At 72.2% G+C, this 19,725-nt stretch carries 17 protein-coding genes; 7 read left to right on the forward strand and 10 right to left on the reverse strand.

Annotated elements, in window-relative coordinates; genetic code table 11:
* The first annotated feature begins 119 nt into the window (after positions 1-119).
* The 6 genes from QF037_RS35860 (at position 120) to QF037_RS35885 (ending at position 7,776) form a co-directional block, all read left to right on the forward strand.
* Positions 120-1,016: an SCO1860 family LAETG-anchored protein gene (locus QF037_RS35860; RefSeq protein ID WP_307032451.1), complete on the forward strand. Its 897-nt coding sequence runs from the start codon at positions 120-122 to the stop codon at positions 1,014-1,016.
* Positions 1,017-1,249: 233 nt separating this feature from the next.
* The gene (locus QF037_RS35865; RefSeq protein ID WP_307032453.1) at positions 1,250-2,104 is read left to right on the forward strand and encodes an ABC transporter permease; all 855 of its coding nucleotides are present in this window, start codon (positions 1,250-1,252) and stop codon (positions 2,102-2,104) included.
* Entirely contained in the window at positions 2,101-2,988 is an 888-nt protein-coding gene (locus tag QF037_RS35870; RefSeq protein ID WP_307032455.1) for a carbohydrate ABC transporter permease, read from the forward strand. The genes QF037_RS35865 and QF037_RS35870 overlap by 4 nt, the downstream gene beginning before the upstream one ends.
* Before the next feature lie 37 nt (positions 2,989-3,025).
* Positions 3,026-4,663 (forward strand): extracellular solute-binding protein, encoded by a 1,638-nt coding sequence (locus QF037_RS35875; RefSeq protein WP_307032457.1) that lies wholly within the window; start codon positions 3,026-3,028, stop codon positions 4,661-4,663.
* A gap of 43 nt (positions 4,664-4,706) precedes the next feature.
* The gene (locus QF037_RS35880; protein ID WP_307032459.1) at positions 4,707-5,756 is read left to right on the forward strand and encodes a LacI family DNA-binding transcriptional regulator; all 1,050 of its coding nucleotides are present in this window, start codon (positions 4,707-4,709) and stop codon (positions 5,754-5,756) included.
* 121 nt (positions 5,757-5,877) lie between these two features.
* Positions 5,878-7,776, forward strand: coding sequence for a DUF2264 domain-containing protein (locus QF037_RS35885; RefSeq protein ID WP_307032461.1), 1,899 nt, complete (start codon positions 5,878-5,880; stop codon positions 7,774-7,776).
* On the opposite strand, the gene cobC is transcribed toward QF037_RS35885, so the two are convergent.
* Genes cobC through cobM form a run of 6 tightly spaced genes read right to left on the reverse strand, consistent with a single transcriptional unit; the run spans position 7,724 to position 14,044 of the window.
* The gene (gene cobC, locus QF037_RS35890; protein ID WP_307032463.1) at positions 7,724-8,800 is read right to left on the reverse strand and encodes an Rv2231c family pyridoxal phosphate-dependent protein CobC; all 1,077 of its coding nucleotides are present in this window, start codon (positions 8,798-8,800) and stop codon (positions 7,724-7,726) included. The two genes, QF037_RS35885 and cobC, sit on opposite strands and share 53 nt — an antisense overlap.
* Positions 8,790-9,716 (reverse strand): sirohydrochlorin chelatase, encoded by a 927-nt coding sequence (locus QF037_RS35895; protein WP_307032465.1) that lies wholly within the window; start codon positions 9,714-9,716, stop codon positions 8,790-8,792. The genes cobC and QF037_RS35895 overlap by 11 nt, the downstream gene beginning before the upstream one ends.
* The gene (locus QF037_RS35900) at positions 9,713-10,303 is read right to left on the reverse strand and encodes a precorrin-8X methylmutase (protein WP_307032467.1); all 591 of its coding nucleotides are present in this window, start codon (positions 10,301-10,303) and stop codon (positions 9,713-9,715) included. Before QF037_RS35900 ends, QF037_RS35895 begins: the two co-directional genes overlap by 4 nt.
* Entirely contained in the window at positions 10,300-12,000 is a 1,701-nt protein-coding gene (gene cobJ / locus QF037_RS35905) for a precorrin-3B C(17)-methyltransferase (protein ID WP_307032469.1), read from the reverse strand. Before cobJ ends, QF037_RS35900 begins: the two co-directional genes overlap by 4 nt.
* Positions 11,997-13,229 (reverse strand): precorrin-6y C5,15-methyltransferase (decarboxylating) subunit CbiE, encoded by a 1,233-nt coding sequence (cbiE, locus tag QF037_RS35910; RefSeq protein ID WP_307032471.1) that lies wholly within the window; start codon positions 13,227-13,229, stop codon positions 11,997-11,999. The genes cobJ and cbiE overlap by 4 nt, the downstream gene beginning before the upstream one ends.
* Positions 13,226-14,044, reverse strand: a complete 819-nt coding sequence (gene cobM, locus QF037_RS35915; RefSeq protein WP_307032473.1) for a precorrin-4 C(11)-methyltransferase — start codon at positions 14,042-14,044, stop codon at positions 13,226-13,228. The genes cbiE and cobM overlap by 4 nt, the downstream gene beginning before the upstream one ends.
* Before the next feature lie 89 nt (positions 14,045-14,133).
* Between cobM and QF037_RS35920 the strand changes: the two genes are divergently transcribed.
* Complete coding sequence (locus QF037_RS35920; RefSeq protein WP_307032475.1) at positions 14,134-14,862, forward strand: ZIP family metal transporter; 729 nt, start codon at positions 14,134-14,136, stop codon at positions 14,860-14,862.
* 26 nt (positions 14,863-14,888) lie between these two features.
* Here the strand turns inward: QF037_RS35920 and cobI are convergent, their stop codons facing one another.
* Genes cobI through QF037_RS35940 form a run of 4 tightly spaced genes read right to left on the reverse strand, consistent with a single transcriptional unit; the run spans position 14,889 to position 19,700 of the window.
* The gene (gene cobI, locus QF037_RS35925; protein WP_307032477.1) at positions 14,889-15,638 is read right to left on the reverse strand and encodes a precorrin-2 C(20)-methyltransferase; all 750 of its coding nucleotides are present in this window, start codon (positions 15,636-15,638) and stop codon (positions 14,889-14,891) included.
* Positions 15,635-17,107 (reverse strand): cobyrinate a,c-diamide synthase, encoded by a 1,473-nt coding sequence (locus tag QF037_RS35930; RefSeq protein WP_307032479.1) that lies wholly within the window; start codon positions 17,105-17,107, stop codon positions 15,635-15,637. The genes cobI and QF037_RS35930 overlap by 4 nt, the downstream gene beginning before the upstream one ends.
* Positions 17,107-17,706 (reverse strand): cob(I)yrinic acid a,c-diamide adenosyltransferase, encoded by a 600-nt coding sequence (gene cobO, locus QF037_RS35935; protein ID WP_307032481.1) that lies wholly within the window; start codon positions 17,704-17,706, stop codon positions 17,107-17,109. The genes QF037_RS35930 and cobO overlap by 1 nt, the downstream gene beginning before the upstream one ends.
* Positions 17,706-19,700: a putative cobaltochelatase gene (locus tag QF037_RS35940; protein WP_307032483.1), complete on the reverse strand. Its 1,995-nt coding sequence runs from the start codon at positions 19,698-19,700 to the stop codon at positions 17,706-17,708. The genes cobO and QF037_RS35940 overlap by 1 nt, the downstream gene beginning before the upstream one ends.
* Positions 19,701-19,725: the final 25 nt, after the last annotated feature.

Here is a 19,725-nt window from a genome sequence, read left to right on the forward strand (position 1 = left end):
TTCGAAAAGGTTCACGGAAACACCACGTTGGGTGAAGTCCCGCCGGAGTGCTGACTGTTCACTCTGAGTGCGTAATTCTTGCCGGGTCCCGAGCACGTCTCCTCTGAGGGGTCCCCACCGTGAACGGCAAGAACCTCCGCATGCCCGCACGCCGTCTCGCGACCTTCGCGACGGCCACGGCCCTGGCCGCAGGTCCCGCGGTCCTGGCCGGCGCCGGCTCCGCGCACGCGACCGGTGACGAAGGGCGCGCGAGCGCCGTCGTCCTGCGCACCGGGCTCGACGTGTCCCTGCTCAACAAGACCGTGAACGTCCCGCTCGCGGTCTCCCTCAACGAAGTGCGGGCGCCGCAGAGCGCCGAGAAGACCGCGCTGAGCGCCCGGTTGGACGGCGTCGACGGCGGAAAGGCCTTCAGTGTGCTCGACGCGCAGGTGGCGTCGGCGAAGGCGGACGTGACCGGCACCAAGGCCGAGGCCTCCACCACCCTCGCCCACGCCAAGCTCCATGTCCCCGGCCTGCCCCTGCTCTCGCTCATCGAGCTCGGCACGGTCACCTCCAAGGCGACGTGCGAGGCCGGTAGGACCCCGACCGCCACCTCCAACCTGCTGGGCTCCGTCACTGTCCTCGGCAAGAAGGTCACGCTCACCGCCGACGGCCCGACCGACGTCGAGGTGCCCGGCGTCGGCGAGGTCCGTCTCGACCTCTCCAGGACCGAGACCACCACGGACACGGCAGCCGCCACCGCCCTCGAACTCACCGTCTCCATCAACCCGTTGAAGCTCAACGTGGCCGAGGTCGAGGGAACCCTGACGCTGGCGAAGGCCACCTGCGAGGCCCCCGCCGCACCCGCCGCCGCGACCACTCCCGCCAAAGACGTGAAGCCCCAAGGCGCCCCCGCCGAAGCGGGGTTGGCCGAGACCGGCGGCAGCTCGACGACCCCGTACATCGTGGGCGGAGCCCTCGCCCTGCTCGTCGCCGGCGCAGGAGCGGTCGCCCTCGCCCGCCGCGCCAGGAACTGATCCCGGGGTCCCGAAGGTCAACAGCCTTTCTCTGTCAGATCTGTTGACCGGCCAATGAAAACGTTTTAACTTCCTCTCGCTCCGACTTCGAGACGTGAGGGGGACCCGTGGCCGCTGTACTACGGGAACGTGCAGGTACCGAGGAGGTGAAGGAGGCGCGCCGTCGATCCGGCGGTGCGCCCCGACGGCGAAAAGGTTTTCAGGGCAAGGCCTCACGATCCCTGGTCCTGCTCATGCTGCCCGGCCTCGCCTACTTCCTGCTCTTCCACTACGGCGCCCTCGTCGGCAACGTCATCGCCTTCAAGGAGTACGTCCCCTTCGACGGCATCTGGGGCAGCCCCTGGGTCGGACTCGGCAACTTCCAGCGGATGTTCGAGGACGCGGCCTTCTGGGACTCCGTCCTCAACACCCTCTGGATCTCCGTCCTCCAGCTGGTCTTCTTCTTCCCGGTGCCGCTCGCCCTCGCCCTGCTCCTGCACAGCCTCACCTGGAGCAGCGTCCGCCGGTTCGTGCAGTCGGTGGCGTATCTCCCGCACTTCATCTCGTGGGTGATCGTCGTCGCCCTCTTCCAGCAGCTCCTCGGCGACACCGGGCTGCTCAACTCCGGCCTGGACGGCATGGGCCTGCACACCGTCGACATCATCGGCAACCCCGACGCCTTCAAGCCGCTCGTCGTCGCCCAGGTCGTCTGGAAGGACGCCGGCTGGGGCACGATCATCTTCCTCGCCGCCCTCGCCCAGGTCGACGAGCAGCAGTACGAGGCCGCCGCGATCGACGGCGCCGGACCCTGGCGGCGCTTCTGGCACGTCACGCTGCCCGCCATCCGCCCGGTGATCGTGCTGCTGCTGATCATGCGGCTCGGCGAGATCCTCTCCGTCGGCTTCGAGCAGATGCTGCTCCAGCGCGACGCGGTCGGCCCGGAGGCCGCCGAGATCATCGACACCTTCGTCTACTACCAGGGCATCGTCGGCGGCGACTACGGATTCGCCGCCGCCGCGGGCCTGTTCAAGGGCGTCATCGGCGCCCTCCTCGTCTACGCCGCCAACAAGGTCGCCCACCGCCTCGGCGAACAGGGGGTCTACAAGTGAGCAGCCCCGTACGGCCCGGCTGGATGGAGAAGCCGAAGCCGCTGACCCAGGCAGCCAAGGGCCTCGCCCTCGTGGCCGTCGTCCTCCTGGTCTGCGTCCCGTTCCTCGTCATCGTCTCGACCTCACTCGCCTCCACCGACGAGGTCGTGGCCAACGGCGGCTGGGTGCTCTGGCCGACCGAGCCCTCGCTCGACGCCTACCGCGACATCCTCGACGGCGGCATCGTCACCCACGCCCTCGGCGTCAGCGCCGGCGTCACCATCGTCGGCACCCTGCTCAGCCTCGCCTGCACGGTCACCCTCGCCTACGCCCTCTCCCGCCCCGGCGTCTTCGGCGGCAGGCCGGTCCTGCTGCTCGTCCTGTTCACGTTCCTCTTCCCGCCCGGCATGATCCCGAGCTTCCTGCTGGTCAAGGAGCTCGGCCTGCTGGACAGTTACGCCTCGCTCGTCCTGCCGGTCCTCGTGAACGTCTTCAACCTCGTCGTCCTGCGCGGCTTCTTCCAGGGCATCCCCGAGGAGCTGTACGAGGCCGCACGGCTCGACGGGGCGGGGGACTGGCGGGTGCTGTTCTCCGTCGTACTGCCGCTGTCCAAGGCCGCGTTGGCGGTCGTGGGACTGTTCTACGCGGTGGCCTACTGGAACTCCTGGTTCTACGCCTCGCTCTATCTGGAGAGCGATCACTGGCCGCTCCAGCAGGTGCTGCGCACCTATGTGGTGGCCGGCTCCGGACTCACCGACGCGACCACCGGCGAGGGCACGGTCACCGCTCCGCAGACCGTGCAGATGGCGGTCCTGGTGATCGCCACCGTGCCGATCCTGCTGGTCTATCCCTTCCTGCAGAAGTACTTCACCAAGGGCGTGCTCACCGGCGCCATCAAGAGCTGACGCAAGCTCCCACAAGCTGACACGAGGTGATTCACCCATGCCCCGCATGTCCCGTCGCACCCTGCTCGGCTCCATGGCCGTCGTCGCCGTCCCGGGCGTACTGACGGCCTGTTCCACCGGCTCCGGCGACAGCGACGTCTCCAACGCCGGCAAGAAGCTCGCCCCCTGGCCGTCCTACCGGCCCGCCACCGGCCCCAAGCCCGACCTGGCCCCCACCGACGCCGGTGTCCAGGCCGGATACACCGCCTACCCCGCCGAGTTGGTGAAGTCCGTCGCCCGCACCCCCGGCGACGGCTCCACCGTCAAAGTCATGTCGGTGTCCTTCGGCACCCCGCCCAAGCCGGCCTCCGCCAACCAGTTCTGGGCGGCGGTCGAGAAGGCCCTCGGCGTGAAGATCGAGTACACGATCATCTCCCAGGCCGACTACCAGAAGAAGATGGCGACGGTGATGGCGGGCGACCCCGACAGCCTGCCGGACATCATCAACATGTTCTCCGGGTTCGTCCTGCCCCGCGAGGCCGAGTTCGTGCAGCGCAGGGCCGAGGACCTCACCCCGTTCCTGTCGGGTGCGGCCGTCGCCGACTACCCCAACCTCGCCAACATCCCCACCCACGCCTGGCGGGACATGGGCCGCATCGGCGGCCGCGTCTACGGCATCCCCCTGGAACGCCCGCTGCCCGGCTCCACCCTCTGGCTCAACCAGGGGATGTTCACCGACGCCGGCATGACCGAGGGCTGGACCTCCGAGGACTTCGCGGCCGTCGCCAAGAAGGCCACGAGCGGCCGTACCTACGCACTCGGCGCCGCCCAGGGATCCCTGTTCGGCAACGCCGTGCACTCCGCCGCACACAACGCGCCCCAGGAGTGGTCCGTCACCAAGTCCGGTGCCTTCCAGCCGGGTTGGGCCGACGAACGCTTCAAGGCCGCGATCGCCTTCCAGGCCGGACTGCGCAAGGGCGGCGCGTACCACCCGGACGCGACCTCCATCTCCCAGATCGACCTGACGACCCTCTTCTACAACGGCACCGTCGGCTCCATGCAGGACGGCTTCGGCGCCTACCTCCCCAAGTACCGTGAGACTCAGGGCAAGTTGACCCCGGCCGCCGCCCTCCCGTACAGCGTCGACGGCACCCCCGGCGGCATCGTCGCCGCCCGCCGCTCCTTCGGCTACACCGTCCTGAAGAAGGCGAAGAAGGAACGCGTCGAACTGCTCCTGCGCATCCTCGACTACCTCGCCGCCCCCTTCGGCAGCAAGGAGTGGGAGCTCGTCCACTACGGCGTCGAGGGCACCCACTTCACCCGCGGCAAGGACGGCTCCCCGCAGCCCACCAAGCTCGGCGAGGTCGAGAACAACACCAACCTGCCGCTGAAGTACCTCGCCGAGGGCCCGCAGGTGCTGTTCGTACCAGGGATGCCGGACGCCGTACGGGCCCTGCACAGCTGGCAGCAGCAGACGGTGCCGCACGCCGTCCGCAACGCCTCGTACGGACTCCAGTCCCCTACGAAGAACGCTCAGGGCACCACACTCAAGGCGATGCTCGACGACACGGTCACCGGGATCGTCGCCGGACGGATCCCGCTGTCGGAGTGGGACGCGGCCGTGAAGAAGTGGCGATCGCGGGGCGGCGACAGAATGGCCGAGGAGTTCGCGAAGGACTATGCGGCCAATACGTGACGCTCCGCCGGTGGAGCGCGAGGCGCGGGGGATGGGGAACGGTATGACAGGCAAGGGACGGGTCACGATCCGCGAGGTCGCCGAGCGGGCGGGTGTCTCGACGGCGACGGCGTCGCGTGCGCTCACCGGGAACCATCCCGTGCCACCCGCGACCCGGGCCCGTGTGCTGCGTGCCGCGCGTGACCTCGACTATGTCGCCAACGCGCACGCCCGGGCGCTGGTCGGAGGCGGCCGGAAGATGGCCGCGGTCGTCGTCCGACAGGTCACCAGCCCCTTCTACGCCCAGGTCGCCGAGGGCGTCGAGGCCGAGGCCGCCGACCGGGGCTGGCTGTGCGTCGTGGGCGCCACCGGCGGGGATCCGCAGCGGGAGATGGAGTTCGTGCAGCTCATGCGGGAGGAGGGGGCGCGGCTGGTGATCCTGGTGGGCGGCGTGGTCGAGGACGACGCGTACCGGTCGCGGGTGGCTCACTATGCGCAGGCGCTGGACTCGTCGGGGGCGCGGCTCGTGCTGTGCGGGCGTCCGGCGCCGGATCCGGAGATTCCGGCGCTGGTCGTGGAGTTCGACAACGAGGCGGGGGCGCGGGCGATCACGGGGTATCTGCTGTCGGCGGGGCATCGGCGGATCGTCTTCCTCGGCGGACTGCCCGGGAACACGGCGTTGGACGCTCGTGTCGCTGGCTATCGTGCGGCGCTTGCCGAGCATGGGTTGCCTGTGGAGGCCGCGCGTGTCGTCGACTGTGGGCTCGGGCGGGCGGCCGGGTTGCGGGCCATGACCGAACTTCTCAAGGAGACCCGGGAGTTCACCGCTGTGGTGGCCGGTGACGACATGGTCGCTGCGGGGGCGCTCCGCGCGATAGCCGATGCGGGGCTGAGGGTTCCGGACGACGTTTCCGTCGTGGGTTACAACGACATCCCGCTTGCCGAGGACTTCAATCCGCCGCTGACCACTGTCCGTACGCCTGCCGAGGAGTTGGGGCGCGCTGCCGTGCGGATCGCTCTGCGGGATCCGGGCAGTGCGGCCGGGAGCCATCACCTGCTGGGCACGCACATCGTCGTTCGCAGCAGTGTCGCACCGCTGGGGAGGCCGTCGTGAAGCTGCGGGCTCGTGGGGCTGGTCGCGCCCACGCGGCGGTAGCCGCAAATCGACACAGCCCCGCGCCCCTAGGCATGTTGACCGACCGTCCCTTGAACAGAACCGGAGGGCTCAGTCCCGTATGACCGCGCCGTATGTGTCGCCCCCTGACGACCCGACGCATCTTCCCGACCTTCCACCCCAGGACCTGGAGACCTCACCCCTCACCGGCTGGACCCGCGCCCACTGGGAAGCCCTCGCCGACCGGCTTCTCGGTGGCCTGCTCCCTTACGCCTCTCCGAACTACGCCCAGTACCGGCTCCCCGGACCCCCCAGCCACTCCGGCCCCTGGTCCGACGGGCTCGAAGGGTTCGCCCGGTCCTTTCTGCTCGCCGCGTTCCGTATCGCGGGCGCCGAGGGTCGGGTCGACCCCGCCCTCGTCGAGCGGTACGCGGCCGGGCTGGCCGCCGGTACCGATCCGTACGGTGATGAGCGCTGGCCGCCCATCACCGACCGGGGGCAGCCGATGGTCGAGGCGGCCTCGATCGCCATCGCGCTGCACGAGTCGCGGCCGTGGCTCTGGGATCAGCTGGATGACACCGTACGAGGTCAAGTCACCGAGTGGCTGGGCCACTTCGTCGGAGCCGTCGCCAATGACTCCAACTGGCGGCTCTTCCAGGTCATCACGGAGGAGTTCCTCGCCTCCGTCGGCGCCCCGCACAGCCGTGGTGAGATCGACGCCGGGCTCGCCAGGCTGGACGACTGGTACCGGGGCGGGGGCTGGTACACGGACGGCGACGGCAAGAAGTTCGACTACTACAACGCCTGGGCGCTGCACCTGTACCCGGTGCTGTGGGCGCGGATCGCCGGCCCCCGTGCGGACGCCGGCACCGTCGCCCGGCACCGCGCCCGACTGCGGGAGTTCCTCGCCGCCCACCAGTACTTCTTCGGTGCGGACGGCGCCCCCGTCCACCAGGGCCGCTCCCTCACCTACCGCTTCGCCGCGGCCGCCCCCCTCTGGGCCGGCGCCCTCGCGGATGCCACCCCGCTGCCGCCCGGCCGCACCCGGCGCCTGGCCTCCGGCACCCTGAAGCACTTCGCCGAGCGAGGCGCACCCGACGAACACGGTCTGCTCAGCCTCGGCTGGTACCGGCCCTTCCTCCCCGTCACCCAGCGCTACTCGGGCCCCGCCTCCCCGTACTGGGCCGGCAAGGCCTTCCTCGGCCTCCTCCTGCCCGGGACCCACCCCGTGTGGACGGCCGCCGAGGAACCCGGCCCCGTCGACACCGCCGACTCCACCCTCGCCCTGCCCGCCCCGGGCTGGCTGCTGCACTCCACGGCGGCCGACGGGATCGTCCGGCTCGTCAACCACGGCAGCGACCGCCTCCCGCCCCCACCGGCCACGGACGGGGACAGCCCGCACTACGCCAAGCTCGCCTACTCCAGCGCCACCGCCCCGGACACACCGACCGGGCCCGACAACCACATCGCCCTCCTCGGCCCGGACGGGACACCGTCCGAACGGGGACGCATCCACCCCCTCGGCGTCGAGGGCCGACACGCCGCCTCCCGCCAGGCCACGGGGATCGAGACGGTGAGCGTCGTGCACGGACCGTGGGAAGTAAGGGTCCACCGGGTCCCGGGCAACTCGCGGGTGCGCGAAGGAGGTTGGGCCGTCGCCGACGACACCGCGGCACCCCACGCGCAGACCGGCCCCGCCCGCTCCCTCGCCCGCCGCACCGACGGCCTCACCAGCGCCCTCGTCGCCCTGTACGGCTGGGGCGACGCCGAGGGCACGGTCGTCCGCGCCCTCGACGCCAACGCCTACGGACGCCACTCCGCGACCCCGGTCCTCGAAGGCACCGGCCCGCTCCTGGTCACCCTCGTCGTCCTGACCAAGGGTGACGCCCGCACCACCGGCGCGAGCGCCACCGTCGACGACGAGGGCGCCGTCGACATCCGCTTCCCGGACGGAACCCGGGAGCGGATCAGTACTTCGCCAGGACCATCGCCTGATCCAGCGCCTGGAGGAACGAGTTGACCGTCTGCCGGTCCCGCACCGCCAGCCGCAGCCACTCCTCGTCCAGACCCGGGAACGTGTCCCCGCGCCGCACCGCGAAACCGAGGTCGCGCAGATGTCGGCGTACGGCGGCCGCACGAGGCAGCCGTACGAGGACGAAGGGGCCCTCCGCCGGTTCGGCCACCGTCAGTCCGTCCGGGGCGAACTCCCGTAGCCCCGCGACGAGATGGGCGCGGTCGGCGGCGATGCGGTGGGCGGCGTGGGCCGCCTCGGCCAGGGCCTGCGGCTCGACGCACGCCTGGGCCGCCGCGAGCGCCGGGGTGGACACCGGCCACAGGGGCTGGGCGCGCTCCAGTTCCGCGACGGTCTCCGGGGCGGCCAGGACGTAGCCGATGCGCAGACCCGCCAGACCCCAGGTCTTCGTCAGGCTCCGCAGGACGACCAGACCGGGGATGTCCGTGCGGCCCGCCAGCGCCTCGCGCTCGCCCGGCACCGCGTCCATGAACGCCTCGTCCACCACCAACGTCCGCCCTGGACGGGCCAGTCGGGCGACGGCGTCGGCCGGGTGCAGGACGGACGTGGGGTTGGTCGGGTTGCCGATCACCACCAGGTCCGCGTCCGCCGGGACGGCCGCAGGGTCCAGGCGGAAGCCGTCCTCCTGGCTCAACAGCAGCCGCTCGACCGTGTGGCCCGCGTCCCGCAGCGCCGCCTCCGGCTCCGTGAACTGCGGGTGCACGACGAGCGGCCGGCGGACATTCAGGGCACGGGCGAGGAGCACGAAGGCCTCCGCCGCGCCCGCCGTCAGCAGGACGCGTTCCGCCGGGAGGCCGTGCCGTGCCGCGACCGCCGCCCTCGCGTCCCTGCCGTCCGGGTAGGCGGCCAGGCCGGTCAGTGACTCGGCGATCCGCTCCCGCAGCCACGCCGGGGGCGTGTTCGCGCGGACGTTCACGGCGAGGTCGGTGAGCCGGGCCCCGTCGTCGCGGACCTCCGCGTCGCCGTGGTGGCGGAGGTCGTGCGCCGCCGCACCCTCCGCGTCAGTGCGCATGTGAGGGGGCGCCATGGTGGTGTCCGTGGTGGTGATGGTGGCCGTCGTCGTCGGGGTGGAAGTGCGGCTGCTGCGGCAGACCGACCTTGTCCTCGAAGCCCGGCAGCGCGATGCGGTACACGCACGAGTCGCAGTTCATCCGAAGATCGCCCGCGACGGCCTCCCGGTACCGCTCCATCACCAGGTCGAGCAGCTCCGGCTCCGGACCGATGACGTCCGCCGAGTGCACCTCGACCTCCGGGTGGGCGGCCGCCCAGCCCTCGGTCTGCTGCCGGACCCGCTCCGGGAGGATGCCGGTGAACAGGAAGTAGGGGAGTACGACGATCCGCCCCGCGCCCAGCTTCACACACCGGTCGAGCCCACTCGGCACGTCCGGCGCGGCCAGCGACACGAACGCCGTCTCCACACCGGCGTACCCGCGCCCCTCCCACAGCAGCCGGGCCGCCTTGTACACCTCGGCGTTGGCGTCCGGGTCGGTCGAGCCGCGCCCGACGAGCAGCACGGTCACGTCCGAACGGTCGCCGGGGGAGCGCTCGGCGGAGCCGAGGGCCTCGTCCAGCCGCCGCTCCAGCACCGACAGCAGCGCCGGGTGCGGGCCCAGCGGACGGCCGTAGGTGTACGAGATCCCGGCGTGCCGCTCCTTCTCGCGGGCCAGCGCCGCCGGGATGTCACCCTTGGCGTGCCCGGCGGACACCAGCATCAGCGGAACGGCGGCGAACCGTCGTACACCCCGCTCCACCAGCTCGGCGACGGCCTCGCCCAGCGGCGGTGGGGACAGCTCGATGAAGCCGCCCGCGACGGGCAGCTCGGGGTTGCGGCGCCCCAGCTCCCGTACGAAGTCGCGGAACGCCTCGGCGCCGGCCTCGTCCCGGGTGCCATGGCCGGCGATGAGCAGGGCGGGCTGGGGGGTGGTCACGATGTCTCCTCGGACGGGGGAACGGGGTGGTACAGCAGGGCGTTGAGCGCGGCCGAGGCGACCGCGGAGCCGCCCTTCTCGGACACGTTGCTCACGGCGGGCAGCCCGCTCTCGCGCAGCGCGGCCTTGGACTCGACCGCGCCGACGAAGCCGACGGGCAGACCGATGACGAGCGCCGGGGCGGCGTCCAGGGTCAGCAGCTCCTCCAGCGCGGTGGGCGCGTTGCCGATGACCCACAGGGCGCCGGGCCCGACCTGCTCGTAGGCGAGCCGGACGGCGTGCGCGGAACGGGTCAGCCCCGCACCGGCCACGGCGTCCCGCAGCCGGCAGACGGTCTCGCGCCGGGTGATGCCGGCCGCGACCATCTCCACGTCCACGACGACGGGCGCACCGCCGTGCAGGGCCGCGTGCGCCTTCTCCAGCTCGCCCTCGTCCATGACGAGATCGCTCGCGTACTCCAGGTCGGCGGCGGAGTGGATGACCCTCTCGACCACTGACCGGGTCAGCGGCGGGAAGTGCGAGGTGTCCAGGCGGGCGCGCAGCCGCCGGTAGGACTCCACCTCGATCGGATGGACCTCACGGATCACCGGGCGCCCTCCTCTGCCGTCTGCCAGCGGTAGCCGCGCGGCGTCACCATGCGCCCCGCGATGTCACGGGTCGCCGTGTTGCCCACGGTCACCACCGTCATCATGTCGACCGTCGCCGGATCCAGGGAGCCCAGTGACGTGAGACGACTGGACTCGTCCGGCCGCGACGCGTTCCGTACGACACCGACCGGCGTCGTCGGCTCCCGGTGCCCGGCGAGGATCGCGAGCGCCTTCGGCAGCTGCCAGTCCCGGCCGCGCGAGCGGGGGTTGTAGAAGGTGACCACGATGTCCGCCTCGGCCGCCGCACGCACCCGCCGCTCGATGACCTCCCACGGAGTGTGCAGGTCGGAGAGGCTGATGGACACGTGGTCGTGACCGAGGGGCGCACCGAGAAGGGCCGCCGCGGCGAGGGCGGCGGTCACCCCCGGTACGCCGATCACGTCGATGTCGTCGGACGCCTCGGCGAGCGCGGGGGAGGCCATGGCGTACACGCCCGCGTCCCCGCTGCCGATCAGCGCGACGGCCTGCCCCTCACGGGCCTGCGCCACAGCGGTCCGCGCCCGCTCCTCCTCGGCCCCGAGCCCCGACTCCAGGATCCGGGTGCCGGGCCGCAGCAGATCGCGGATCTGGTCGACGTACTGGTCAAGGCCGACGAGCACCGAAGCCCGCCGCAACTCCGCCTTCGCGCGGGGCGTGAGCAGGTCCCGGGCGCCGGGGCCGAGCCCCACGACCGCGAGCCGGCCGCGCGCGGGACGCCGTACGACGGCACAGGTCGCCATGGCCGGCAGCCCGTCCGCACGCTCCGACTTCCGCTTGGGGACGAGGAGTTCGCCGCCCCGGACGAGCGCGGCGGCCTCCGCCACCGACGGCGTGCCCACGGCGGCGAGGGGCGCGTCCGAGGGGTTCGGGACCTCGACGGACGCCAACTCCGCGGCGGAGTACGTCACCAGGGGCACGCCGAGCCGCTGAGCCGCCCCGACGATGCCGGCCTCCTCGGACTTGGCGTCCACGGTGGCCAGTTCGGCGACCGACGCGGCCGACAGCCCGGCGTCCCGCAGCACACCCTCGATCAGGCCCAGCACCTCGTCCACCGGCGCTCCCTTCGAGGCACCGACCCCGACGACGAGGGACGGCGGCCGCAGCACGACCTCGCGCTCGGTGGCCTCGGCGAGACGGTCGGTGAGACGGACGGAGTAGTCGCCCTCCTCCGTGACCTTCAGCGCGGGCAGCGGCCACGTGAAGTCCGCCTTGAAAGCCACCGGTTCACCGTCGAGCAGCGCCCGCGACACCGCGGCCACATCACCCTCCACCGGGAACCCGAGCGTGTCCAGGCCCGGCAGCCCGACGGCGTCCGTGGCCGTCGTCACCACGGGCTCCGCGCCCAGCAACTCCCCGACCTCACGGGCGAGTTCATTGGCGCCACCGCCATGCCCGCCGACCAGCGACACGGCGAACCGCCCGCCCTCGTCGACACACACCACACCCGGGTCCGACGACTTGTCGCCGAGCAGTGGCGCGACCAGCCGCACCACCGCCCCCGTGGCGAGGAAACACACGAGCTGCTCGCACTCCGCGAACGCGGCCCGTACGGCATCCCCGACGGGACCCTCGTACACACGCGTCCGCTCCGGCCACGCCGCGGCCAGCCGGTCCCGCGCAGCCGCCCCCGCCGAGGTGGCGGAAATGAGGCCGATCACTGAGCAACTCCTTCTTCAGGGTCGGGGATTCGGACCCCCCACAACAGAAAAACAGGATTGGTGGCCGCCAGCCGGGTCACCTCACCCGGCAGCGGCGCGAGCCGCGAGGACTGCAACAGCACCCCGTCACAGGTGAACCCGGCACCGGTGAGCGCCTCACGCACCGCCGGCACCCGGTCGATCGCCGCCATCGCGACCACGACCGTCCGCCGGGCCCGTCGCGCACACGCCGTGACGATGGCGGGCAGCTCGCGCCCCCCGCCGCCGATGAACACGGCGTCCGGGTCGTCGAGATCGGACAGCACGGTCGGCGCGGCCCCGTGCACGGCCCGTACGTCGACACCGTGCGCCGCCGCGTTGGCGCGGATCCGCTCGACGCCGTCCCGGGTCTTCTCGACCGCGACGACGGCGGCCCCGAACCGCGCGCACTCCACCGCCACGGACCCGGAGCCCGCGCCGATGTCCCAGACCAGCTCACCGAGCCGGGGACCGAGCCGCGCCAGCGCCAGCGCCCGCACCTCGAACTTGGTGATCATCGAGTCGCGGTGGGTGAACTCGCCCTCGTCCAGGGCCCATTGCGCGGGCCCGGGCGTGGTCCCGGCGACCGTCCGCACGGCACCGAGCGCCCGCGCCCCGTCCAGACACAGCACCACGCTCACCGCCGTCCCCCAGTCCCGGGCGGCGGCCTCGGCGGGCGTGACCCGCTCGACGCGCTCCTCCGGCGACCCGAGCGCGGACGCCACGACGAGGATTCGGTCGTCGGCCCGGAGCGCGGCCCCGATCTCCGCGGGCCCGGCCTCCGGCCCGGTCAGCACGGCGACCTTGGGCCGCGCCCGGCACACGTTGACGGCCGTCCGCAGGTCTCTGCCGTGTGCGCTGACCACCACGGCGTCGTCCCACGGCAGCCCGGCGCGCGCGAAGGCGGCGGCGACGGAGGAGACCCCGGGACGGACATCGAGCCGCTCGGCCCCGAACCGCTCGGCCAGCACCCGGACGATCCCGAAGAACCCGGGGTCGCCGGAGGCCAGCACGACCACCCGGTCCTGCTTGTCCAGATGCCGCTCGATGACGTCCAGCGCGGGCGCGAGCGGCCCGAGGACGACCTGCTCGACGTCCCCGGGGACGGCCGCGGACGCCAGATGACGCCGACCGCCCACGACCAGCCGGGCCCCGGCCAGCACCTCGGCGGGAACCGGCGTCCCCGTGCCCGTACCGAAGACCGTGATCACGTACTCGCACCCCGCTGCCGCAACGCCCGGCGGGCCTCCGGGTCGGCCTTGCGGTACCCGTGGAAGTGGCCGGGGTGGTAGAGGTGCGAGCGCGTGCCCTCGGCGTCGAGCGCCGGGCCGACGAGGAAGAGGGTGTGCTTCCAGAGCTTGTGCTCCTTGACGGTCTCCTCCAGCGTCTCGATCGTGCACCGCACGATGAGCTCCTCGGGCCAGGTGGCCTGGTAGGCGACGACGACGGGGGTGGCGGTCGGATAGCCGCCCTCGAGCAGCTCCCGCACGAGCTGCCCGCTACGGGCCGCCGACAGGAAGATCGCCATGGTGGTCCCGTGCTTGGCGAACTCCCGCACCTCCTCGCCGGGCGGCATCGGCGTCTTGCCGCCGCCGAGCCGGGTCAGCACGACGGACTGCGCGACCTCCGGGATGGTCAGCTCCCGCCGGGCGAGCGCGGCGACGGCGGAGAACGCGGAGACGCCGGGGATCACCTCGGTGGCGATCCCGATCCGGTCGCACCGGTCGAGCTGCTCCTGGGTGCCGCCCCACAGGGCGGGGTCGCCGGAGTGGATACGGGCGACGCGCAGGCCCTCGGCGACGGCCCGCTCGTACACGGCGACGACGTCCTCCAGGGACATGGTCGCCGAGTCGAGGATCTCCGCGCCTGCGCGGGCGTGCTCCAGAACCTCCGCCTGGACCAGGCTGGCCGCCCAGATCACGACGTCGGCCTCGGCGATCGCGCGCGCGGCACGGAACGTCAGCAGGTCGGCGGCGCCGGGGCCGGCACCGACGAAGGTCACCTTGCCGGCAGGGGCGTCGGCCATGGTTTCGGGTCCTCTCGAACGAAGATTCACGGAGATTCACAGGGCAGCTGGATGTGCGCGCACAGGGCCTGATCGGATACGAAGGGCCCATGGCGGTGTTCGTCGCGCTCGGCGCGTTCCTGATGACGTTGGCCGGCGGCTGGACGGCACAACGCGTCACCGACCGCCGTCACCTCGTCCTCGGCCTGGCCGGCGGCCTGATGCTGGGCGTGGTGGGCCTGGACCTGCTGCCGGAGGCGCTGGAGGCGGCGGGCACCGAGGTGTTCGGCGTACCGGCGGCACTCCTGCTGTTCGTGGCCGGCTTCCTGTTGGCCCATCTGGTGGAACGTCTGCTGGCGGTCCGCCAGGCGGCCCACGGCGGCGAGGAGCACGACGGCCGGGTCCCCGAGGTGGGCCTGACGGCCGCGGCCGCGATGGTCGGTCACAGCGCGATGGACGGAGTGGCGATCGGCGCGGCCTTCCAGGTCGGCGGCGGCATGGGTACGGCCGTGGCCCTGGCGGTGATCGCCCACGACTTCGCGGACGGCTTCAACACGTACACGATCACGAGTCTGTACGGCAACGCCCGCCGCAAAGCCCTCGCGATGCTGTTCGCGGACGCGGTGGCCCCGGTGGCGGGAGCCGCGTCCACCCTGTTCCTCACCATCCCTGAGCAGCTGCTCGGCGCCTATCTGGGTTTCTTCGGCGGAGCGCTCCTCTACCTGGCGGCGGCCGAGATCCTCCCCGAGGCGCACCACCAACACCCCGCCCGCTCGACCCTGTTGTGCACGGTCGCGGGCGCGGCGTTCATCTGGCTGGTGGTCGGCATCGCCGACTGAGCCTCTGGCGGGCGGACCGGGGGGTGTCACAGCTTGCCGCCCCGACCGCCGCCGCGCGGGGCGGGCGCGATAAGTGTGGAGAGATAGGGCAGCGCGGCCTCGCCGAGCTCGGAGGCAGGCCGCACCGACTCCTCCGGCAGCCCGAGCGCGGACCCCCATACGGCGTCGTCGATCCGCCCGGTCTCCCGCAGCGCCTCGGCGACCTCCTGCGCCTGCCGCCCGAACTTGTACGCCACCACGGTCCCGGGCCCGGCAAGGGCCTCCTTGAGCGCCGCGGCCCCGGCGGTCACCGGCACGAGGGTCAGCGGCTCGGTCCCCTCGGTGAGCACGGCACCGGAACGGGCGGCGAGATCCTGCATGGCGGTGATGCCCGGCACGGTCTCCACGACGGTCCCCGGCACGAGCTCGGCGATGGTCTGCGCGAGATAGGTGAAGGTGGAGTACACGTTCGGATCACCGATGGTGGCGAAGGCGACACAGGAGTGCTCGGCGAGCAGCTGGGCGACCCGCTCCCCGGCGGCGTCCCAGGCGGTCTCGCGCCGGGCCCGGTCGGTCCGCTCGTTCAGCGCGAACACGACCCGTACGACCTTCTCCTGACCCACGTAGTGCAGGACCGTCGCCTCGGCCCGCCCCCGCTCCCCGCCATCTTTTCCATCGAACGCAGCCATCACCGGCACGACGACGACATCGGCGGCCCGCAGAGCGTTGACGCCCTTGACGGTCACCAACTCCGGATCACCGGGCCCTACCCCGACCCCGACCAGCTTGCTGCTCATGACGTCCGGCACCTCTCCACGAACCGACGGGCGACACCGGGCTGCGACGCCCAGTGCGTGTGCACATAACTCGCGTGCACCCCTTCTTGTACGAAACCTTCGACCCGCCGTTGAGGGGCGCGCACACCCCAGGCGGGAGTCGCCCCCGAGCCCGGCTCGACGACGGTCCGATGAAACTCGTGCCCGCGCATCCGGGTCCCGGCGACGGCGAGGGCACTGTCACTCACGGCCACGGCATCCCGGTACCCGAGCGTCAGCCGCTCGCTCATCCGCGCGGAAGCGTCGAGCACCCCGCACATCGGCAGCCCGTCGAGCTCCCGGCACAGATAGAGCAGCCCGGCACACTCGGCGGCCACGGGAGCACCGCTGAGAGCGAGCTCCCCGATGGCCTTGCGCAGCGGCTCGTTGGCGGACAACTGGGACGCATACACCTCGGGAAACCCACCCCCGATGACCAACCCACGGGTACCGTCAGGCAGTTGCTCGTCACGGAGCGGATCGAACGCCACGACGACGGCCCCGGCAGCGATGAGCAACTCGGCATGCTCGGCGTAGGAAAAGGTGAACGCGGACCCACCGGCAACGGCGACCACCGGGGCCTTCAGCCCGTCCGGGGGTGCCCCCTCTGGGGGAGTTCGAGGACGAGGCCTTTCGGGCCGAAAGCGGGGGTCTGGGGGCGCAGCCCCCAGGGTCGGGACGGGAAGGGGCGGAGGGGGCGAAGAAGCCAGGACCTCAGCCGCGTCCCAGGCCGCACAGGACAACACACCCGCACCCCGCGCCAACCCCACCAGCGCCTCAAGATCACACCCGGCGGAAACCTGCGCGGCCATCGCCGCCACCGCGTCCACCGCCTCCGCCCGCCGCTCGGCGACCGGCACCAACCCCAGATGCCGCGACGGCGTATCCACCTGAGCCACCCGCCGCAACACCCCGAGCACCGGCACCCCGGCCGAGTCCAACGCCTCCCGCAACAACTCCTCATGCCGATCCGACGCGACCTTGTTGAGGATCACGCCCCCGACCCGCACCTCGGGATCCCAGGAGGCGAACCCGTGCACCAGCGCCGCCACCGACCGCGACTGCGACGACGCGTCCACGACCAGCACCACCGGCGCCCGGAGCAACTTCGCCACATGAGCCGTGGACGCCAGCTCACCTTCCCCCGCGGCCCCGTCGTACAGTCCCATCACCCCCTCGACGACGGCGATGTCACACCCGCGCGCCCCATGCGCGAACAGCGGCCCGACCAACTCGGACCCGCACAGATACGCGTCGAGATTCCGCCCCACCCGCCCGGTGGCGAGCGCGTGATACCCGGGATCGATGTAGTCGGGACCCACCTTGTGCGGAGACACGGCAAGCCCCCGCGCGGCGAACGCGGCCATCAACCCCGTGGCCACGGTGGTCTTGCCGCTGCCCGACGAGGGCGCGGCGATGACCAGCCGAGGAACGGAAACGGACGAGGACATCACCACTCGATACCCCGCTGCCCCTTCTGCCCGGCATCCATGGGGTGCTTGACCTTGGACATGTCGGTCACGAGATCGGCGAGGTCGACCAGCTTCTCGGGAGCGTTCCGCCCGGTGATGACGACGTGCTGCGTGCCCGGCCGGTCCCGCAGCACGGAGATCACCTCATCGGTGTCCACCCACCCCCAGTGCATGGGATAGGCGAACTCGTCGAGCACGTACAGCTGATACGTCTCGGCGGCCAGGTCCCGCTTGACCTGCTCCCAGCCCTCCCGGGCCTTCTCCTCGTTGTCCATCTGCTGGTCGCGCTGGACCCAGGACCAGCCCTCACCCATCTTGTGCCAGTCGACGGAGCCACCCTCGCCACTGGCGCCGAGCACCCGCAGCGCGTTCTCCTCGCCGACCTTCCACTTCGCCGACTTGACGAACTGGAACACCCCGATGGGCCACCCCTGGTTCCAGGCCCGCAGCGCGAGCCCGAAGGCGGCGGTCGACTTCCCCTTGCCGATCCCCGTATGCACGACCACCAAAGGCCGATTACGACGCTGACGCGTGGTCAGGCCGTCGTCCGGCACCACACTCGGCTGCCCCTGAGGCATTACGCGGCCCTCCTCTGTACGTCCTTCACGAGCCCGGCGATGGAGTCCGCCCGCAGCTCGTCCAATGTGACCGCGGTACCGCCCAGTTCACCGGCGAGCTGCCCCGCCAGCCCCAACCGCACCGGCCCCGACTCACAGTCGACGACCACGGAGGCAACCCCCTCGGCGGCGAACAGCCGGGCCGCCCGCGAAGCCAGCGCGACCGGCTCGGGCCCGCCGGTGGCCCGACCGTCGGTCACGACCACGACGAGCGCCCGCCGCGCGGGATCCCGCAGCCGCTCGACCCGCAGCACGTCATGGGCCTTCAGCAGTCCGGCGGCGAGCGGCGTCCGCCCACCGGTGGGCAACGTCTCCAGCCGGGCCGCGGCCGCGTCCACGGACGACGTCGGCGGCAGCGCCACATCCGCCGCCGAACCCCGGAACGTCACCAGCCCCACCTTGTCCCGCCGCTGGTACGCGTCCAGCAGCAGCGACAGCACGGCTCCCTTCACCGCACTCATCCGCTGCCGCGCCGCCATCGACCCGGAGGCGTCCACGACGAACAGCACGAGGTTCCCCTCACGCCCCTCCCGCGTCGCCTGCCGCAGATCGTCCCGGCGCACCACGAGGCCGGGCCCGGACCGCCCGCGCGCCCGCTGATGCGGGGCGGCAGCCTGCACCGTCGCCGCCAGGTGCAGCTTGGTCAGCGCCCCTCGAGGCCGTCGCGCACCGGTCGTCCGGCCGTGCTCGGTCCGCGCCCGCGAACGCCGCCCGGCGGCCCCGTCCCCGAGCCCCGGCACGCTGAGCACCTTGGTACGGAAGGGCTCGGCAGCCCGTACGGCGGACTGCTCACCCGCACCGGCACCGCCGGCCTGCGGCTCACCGCCGTCACCGGCCTCGGGCTGAGCACCGGAGGAACCGTCGTCCTGCGGCCCCTCGGAGGGCGGCTGACCGCCACCCCCGCCGGGCCCGTCCGGATCGGGGTCCTCGTCGCCCTCGCCGTCGCCGGAGAACTCCTCCAGCGTCTCGTCGAGCTTGTCCTCGTCAAGTCCCGGCGCGTCAAAGGGATTACGGCGGCGCCGATGCGGCAGCGCGAGCAGCGCGGCCTGCCGCACGTCCTCCGCCAGCACCTCGGTCCGCCCCGCCCAGGCCGCCAGCGCGGTGGCCGTCCGGGCCATCACGATGTCGGCCCGCATGCCGTCCACCTCGAACGCCGCGCAGGTCGCCGCGATCTGCCGCAGCGCACCGTCGCCCAGCCGCACCGACGGCAACAACTCCCGCGCGCCGGCGATCCGTTGACGTACGGAAACTTCCTCGTCCGCCCAACGCGCCGTGAACGCGCCCGGATCGTCGTCGTACGCCAGCCGCCGCCGTACGACCTCCACCCGCTGGTCCGGCTCCCGCGAGGCCGCGACCTCGACGGTCAGCCCGAACCGGTCGAGCAACTGCGGCCGCAGCTCGCCCTCTTCGGGGTTCATGGTGCCGACGAGCAGGAACTTCGAGGCGTGCCGTACGGAGACACCTTCACGTTCGACGTACGACGCGCCCATCGCCGCCGCGTCCAGCAGCAGGTCGACCAGGTGGTCGTGGAGCAGGTTGACCTCGTCGACGTAGAGGATGCCGCGGTGCGCGTCCGCGAGGAGGCCCGGCTCGAAGGACTTCACGCCCTCGGCGAGCGCCCGCTCGATGTCGAGCGACCCTACGAGCCGGTCCTCGGAGGCGCCGACCGGGAGTTCGACCATGCGGGCGGGGCGCTCGACGCCGTTGCCGGCCTCGTGCGGCCCGTCCGGGCACGCGGGGTCCGGCTTGGCCGGATCACAGGAGAAACGGCACCCGGCGACGACCGGCACCTCCGGCAGCAGTGCCGAGAGGGCCCGCACGGCCGTGGACTTGGCGGTGCCCTTCTCGCCGCGCACCAGCACGCCGCCGACCGCCGGGCTCACCGCGTTGAGAAGCAGCGCGAGCCGCAGGTCGTCCTGTCCGACGACGGCCGTGAACGGAAAGGGGGTACTCACGCGGCGATCACTCCTTCGAGTGCTT

Origin of the sequence: Streptomyces canus (assembly GCF_030815415.1) — a bacterium.
Taxonomy (GTDB): Bacteria; Actinomycetota; Actinomycetes; order Streptomycetales; family Streptomycetaceae; genus Streptomyces; species Streptomyces canus_F.

Excerpts from the sequence above, each read along its gene's own strand:
- QF037_RS35865 (WP_307032453.1), top strand. The coding sequence starts at position 1,250 with ATGCTGCCCGGCCTCGCCTACTTCCTGCTCTTCCACTACGGCGCCCTC.
- QF037_RS35875 (WP_307032457.1), top strand. The coding sequence starts at position 3,026 with ATGCCCCGCATGTCCCGTCGCACCCTGCTCGGCTCCATGGCCGTCGTC.
- QF037_RS35880 (WP_307032459.1), top strand. The coding sequence starts at position 4,707 with ATGACAGGCAAGGGACGGGTCACGATCCGCGAGGTCGCCGAGCGGGCG.
- QF037_RS35885 (WP_307032461.1), top strand. The coding sequence starts at position 5,878 with ATGACCGCGCCGTATGTGTCGCCCCCTGACGACCCGACGCATCTTCCC.
- cobC (WP_307032463.1), bottom strand. The coding sequence starts at position 8,800 with ATGCGCACTGACGCGGAGGGTGCGGCGGCGCACGACCTCCGCCACCAC.
- cobM (WP_307032473.1), bottom strand. The coding sequence starts at position 14,044 with ATGGCCGACGCCCCTGCCGGCAAGGTGACCTTCGTCGGTGCCGGCCCC.
- QF037_RS35920 (WP_307032475.1), top strand. The coding sequence starts at position 14,134 with ATGGCGGTGTTCGTCGCGCTCGGCGCGTTCCTGATGACGTTGGCCGGC.
- cobI (WP_307032477.1), bottom strand. The coding sequence starts at position 15,638 with ATGAGCAGCAAGCTGGTCGGGGTCGGGGTAGGGCCCGGTGATCCGGAG.
- QF037_RS35930 (WP_307032479.1), bottom strand. The coding sequence starts at position 17,107 with ATGTCCTCGTCCGTTTCCGTTCCTCGGCTGGTCATCGCCGCGCCCTCG.
- cobO (WP_307032481.1), bottom strand. The coding sequence starts at position 17,706 with ATGCCTCAGGGGCAGCCGAGTGTGGTGCCGGACGACGGCCTGACCACG.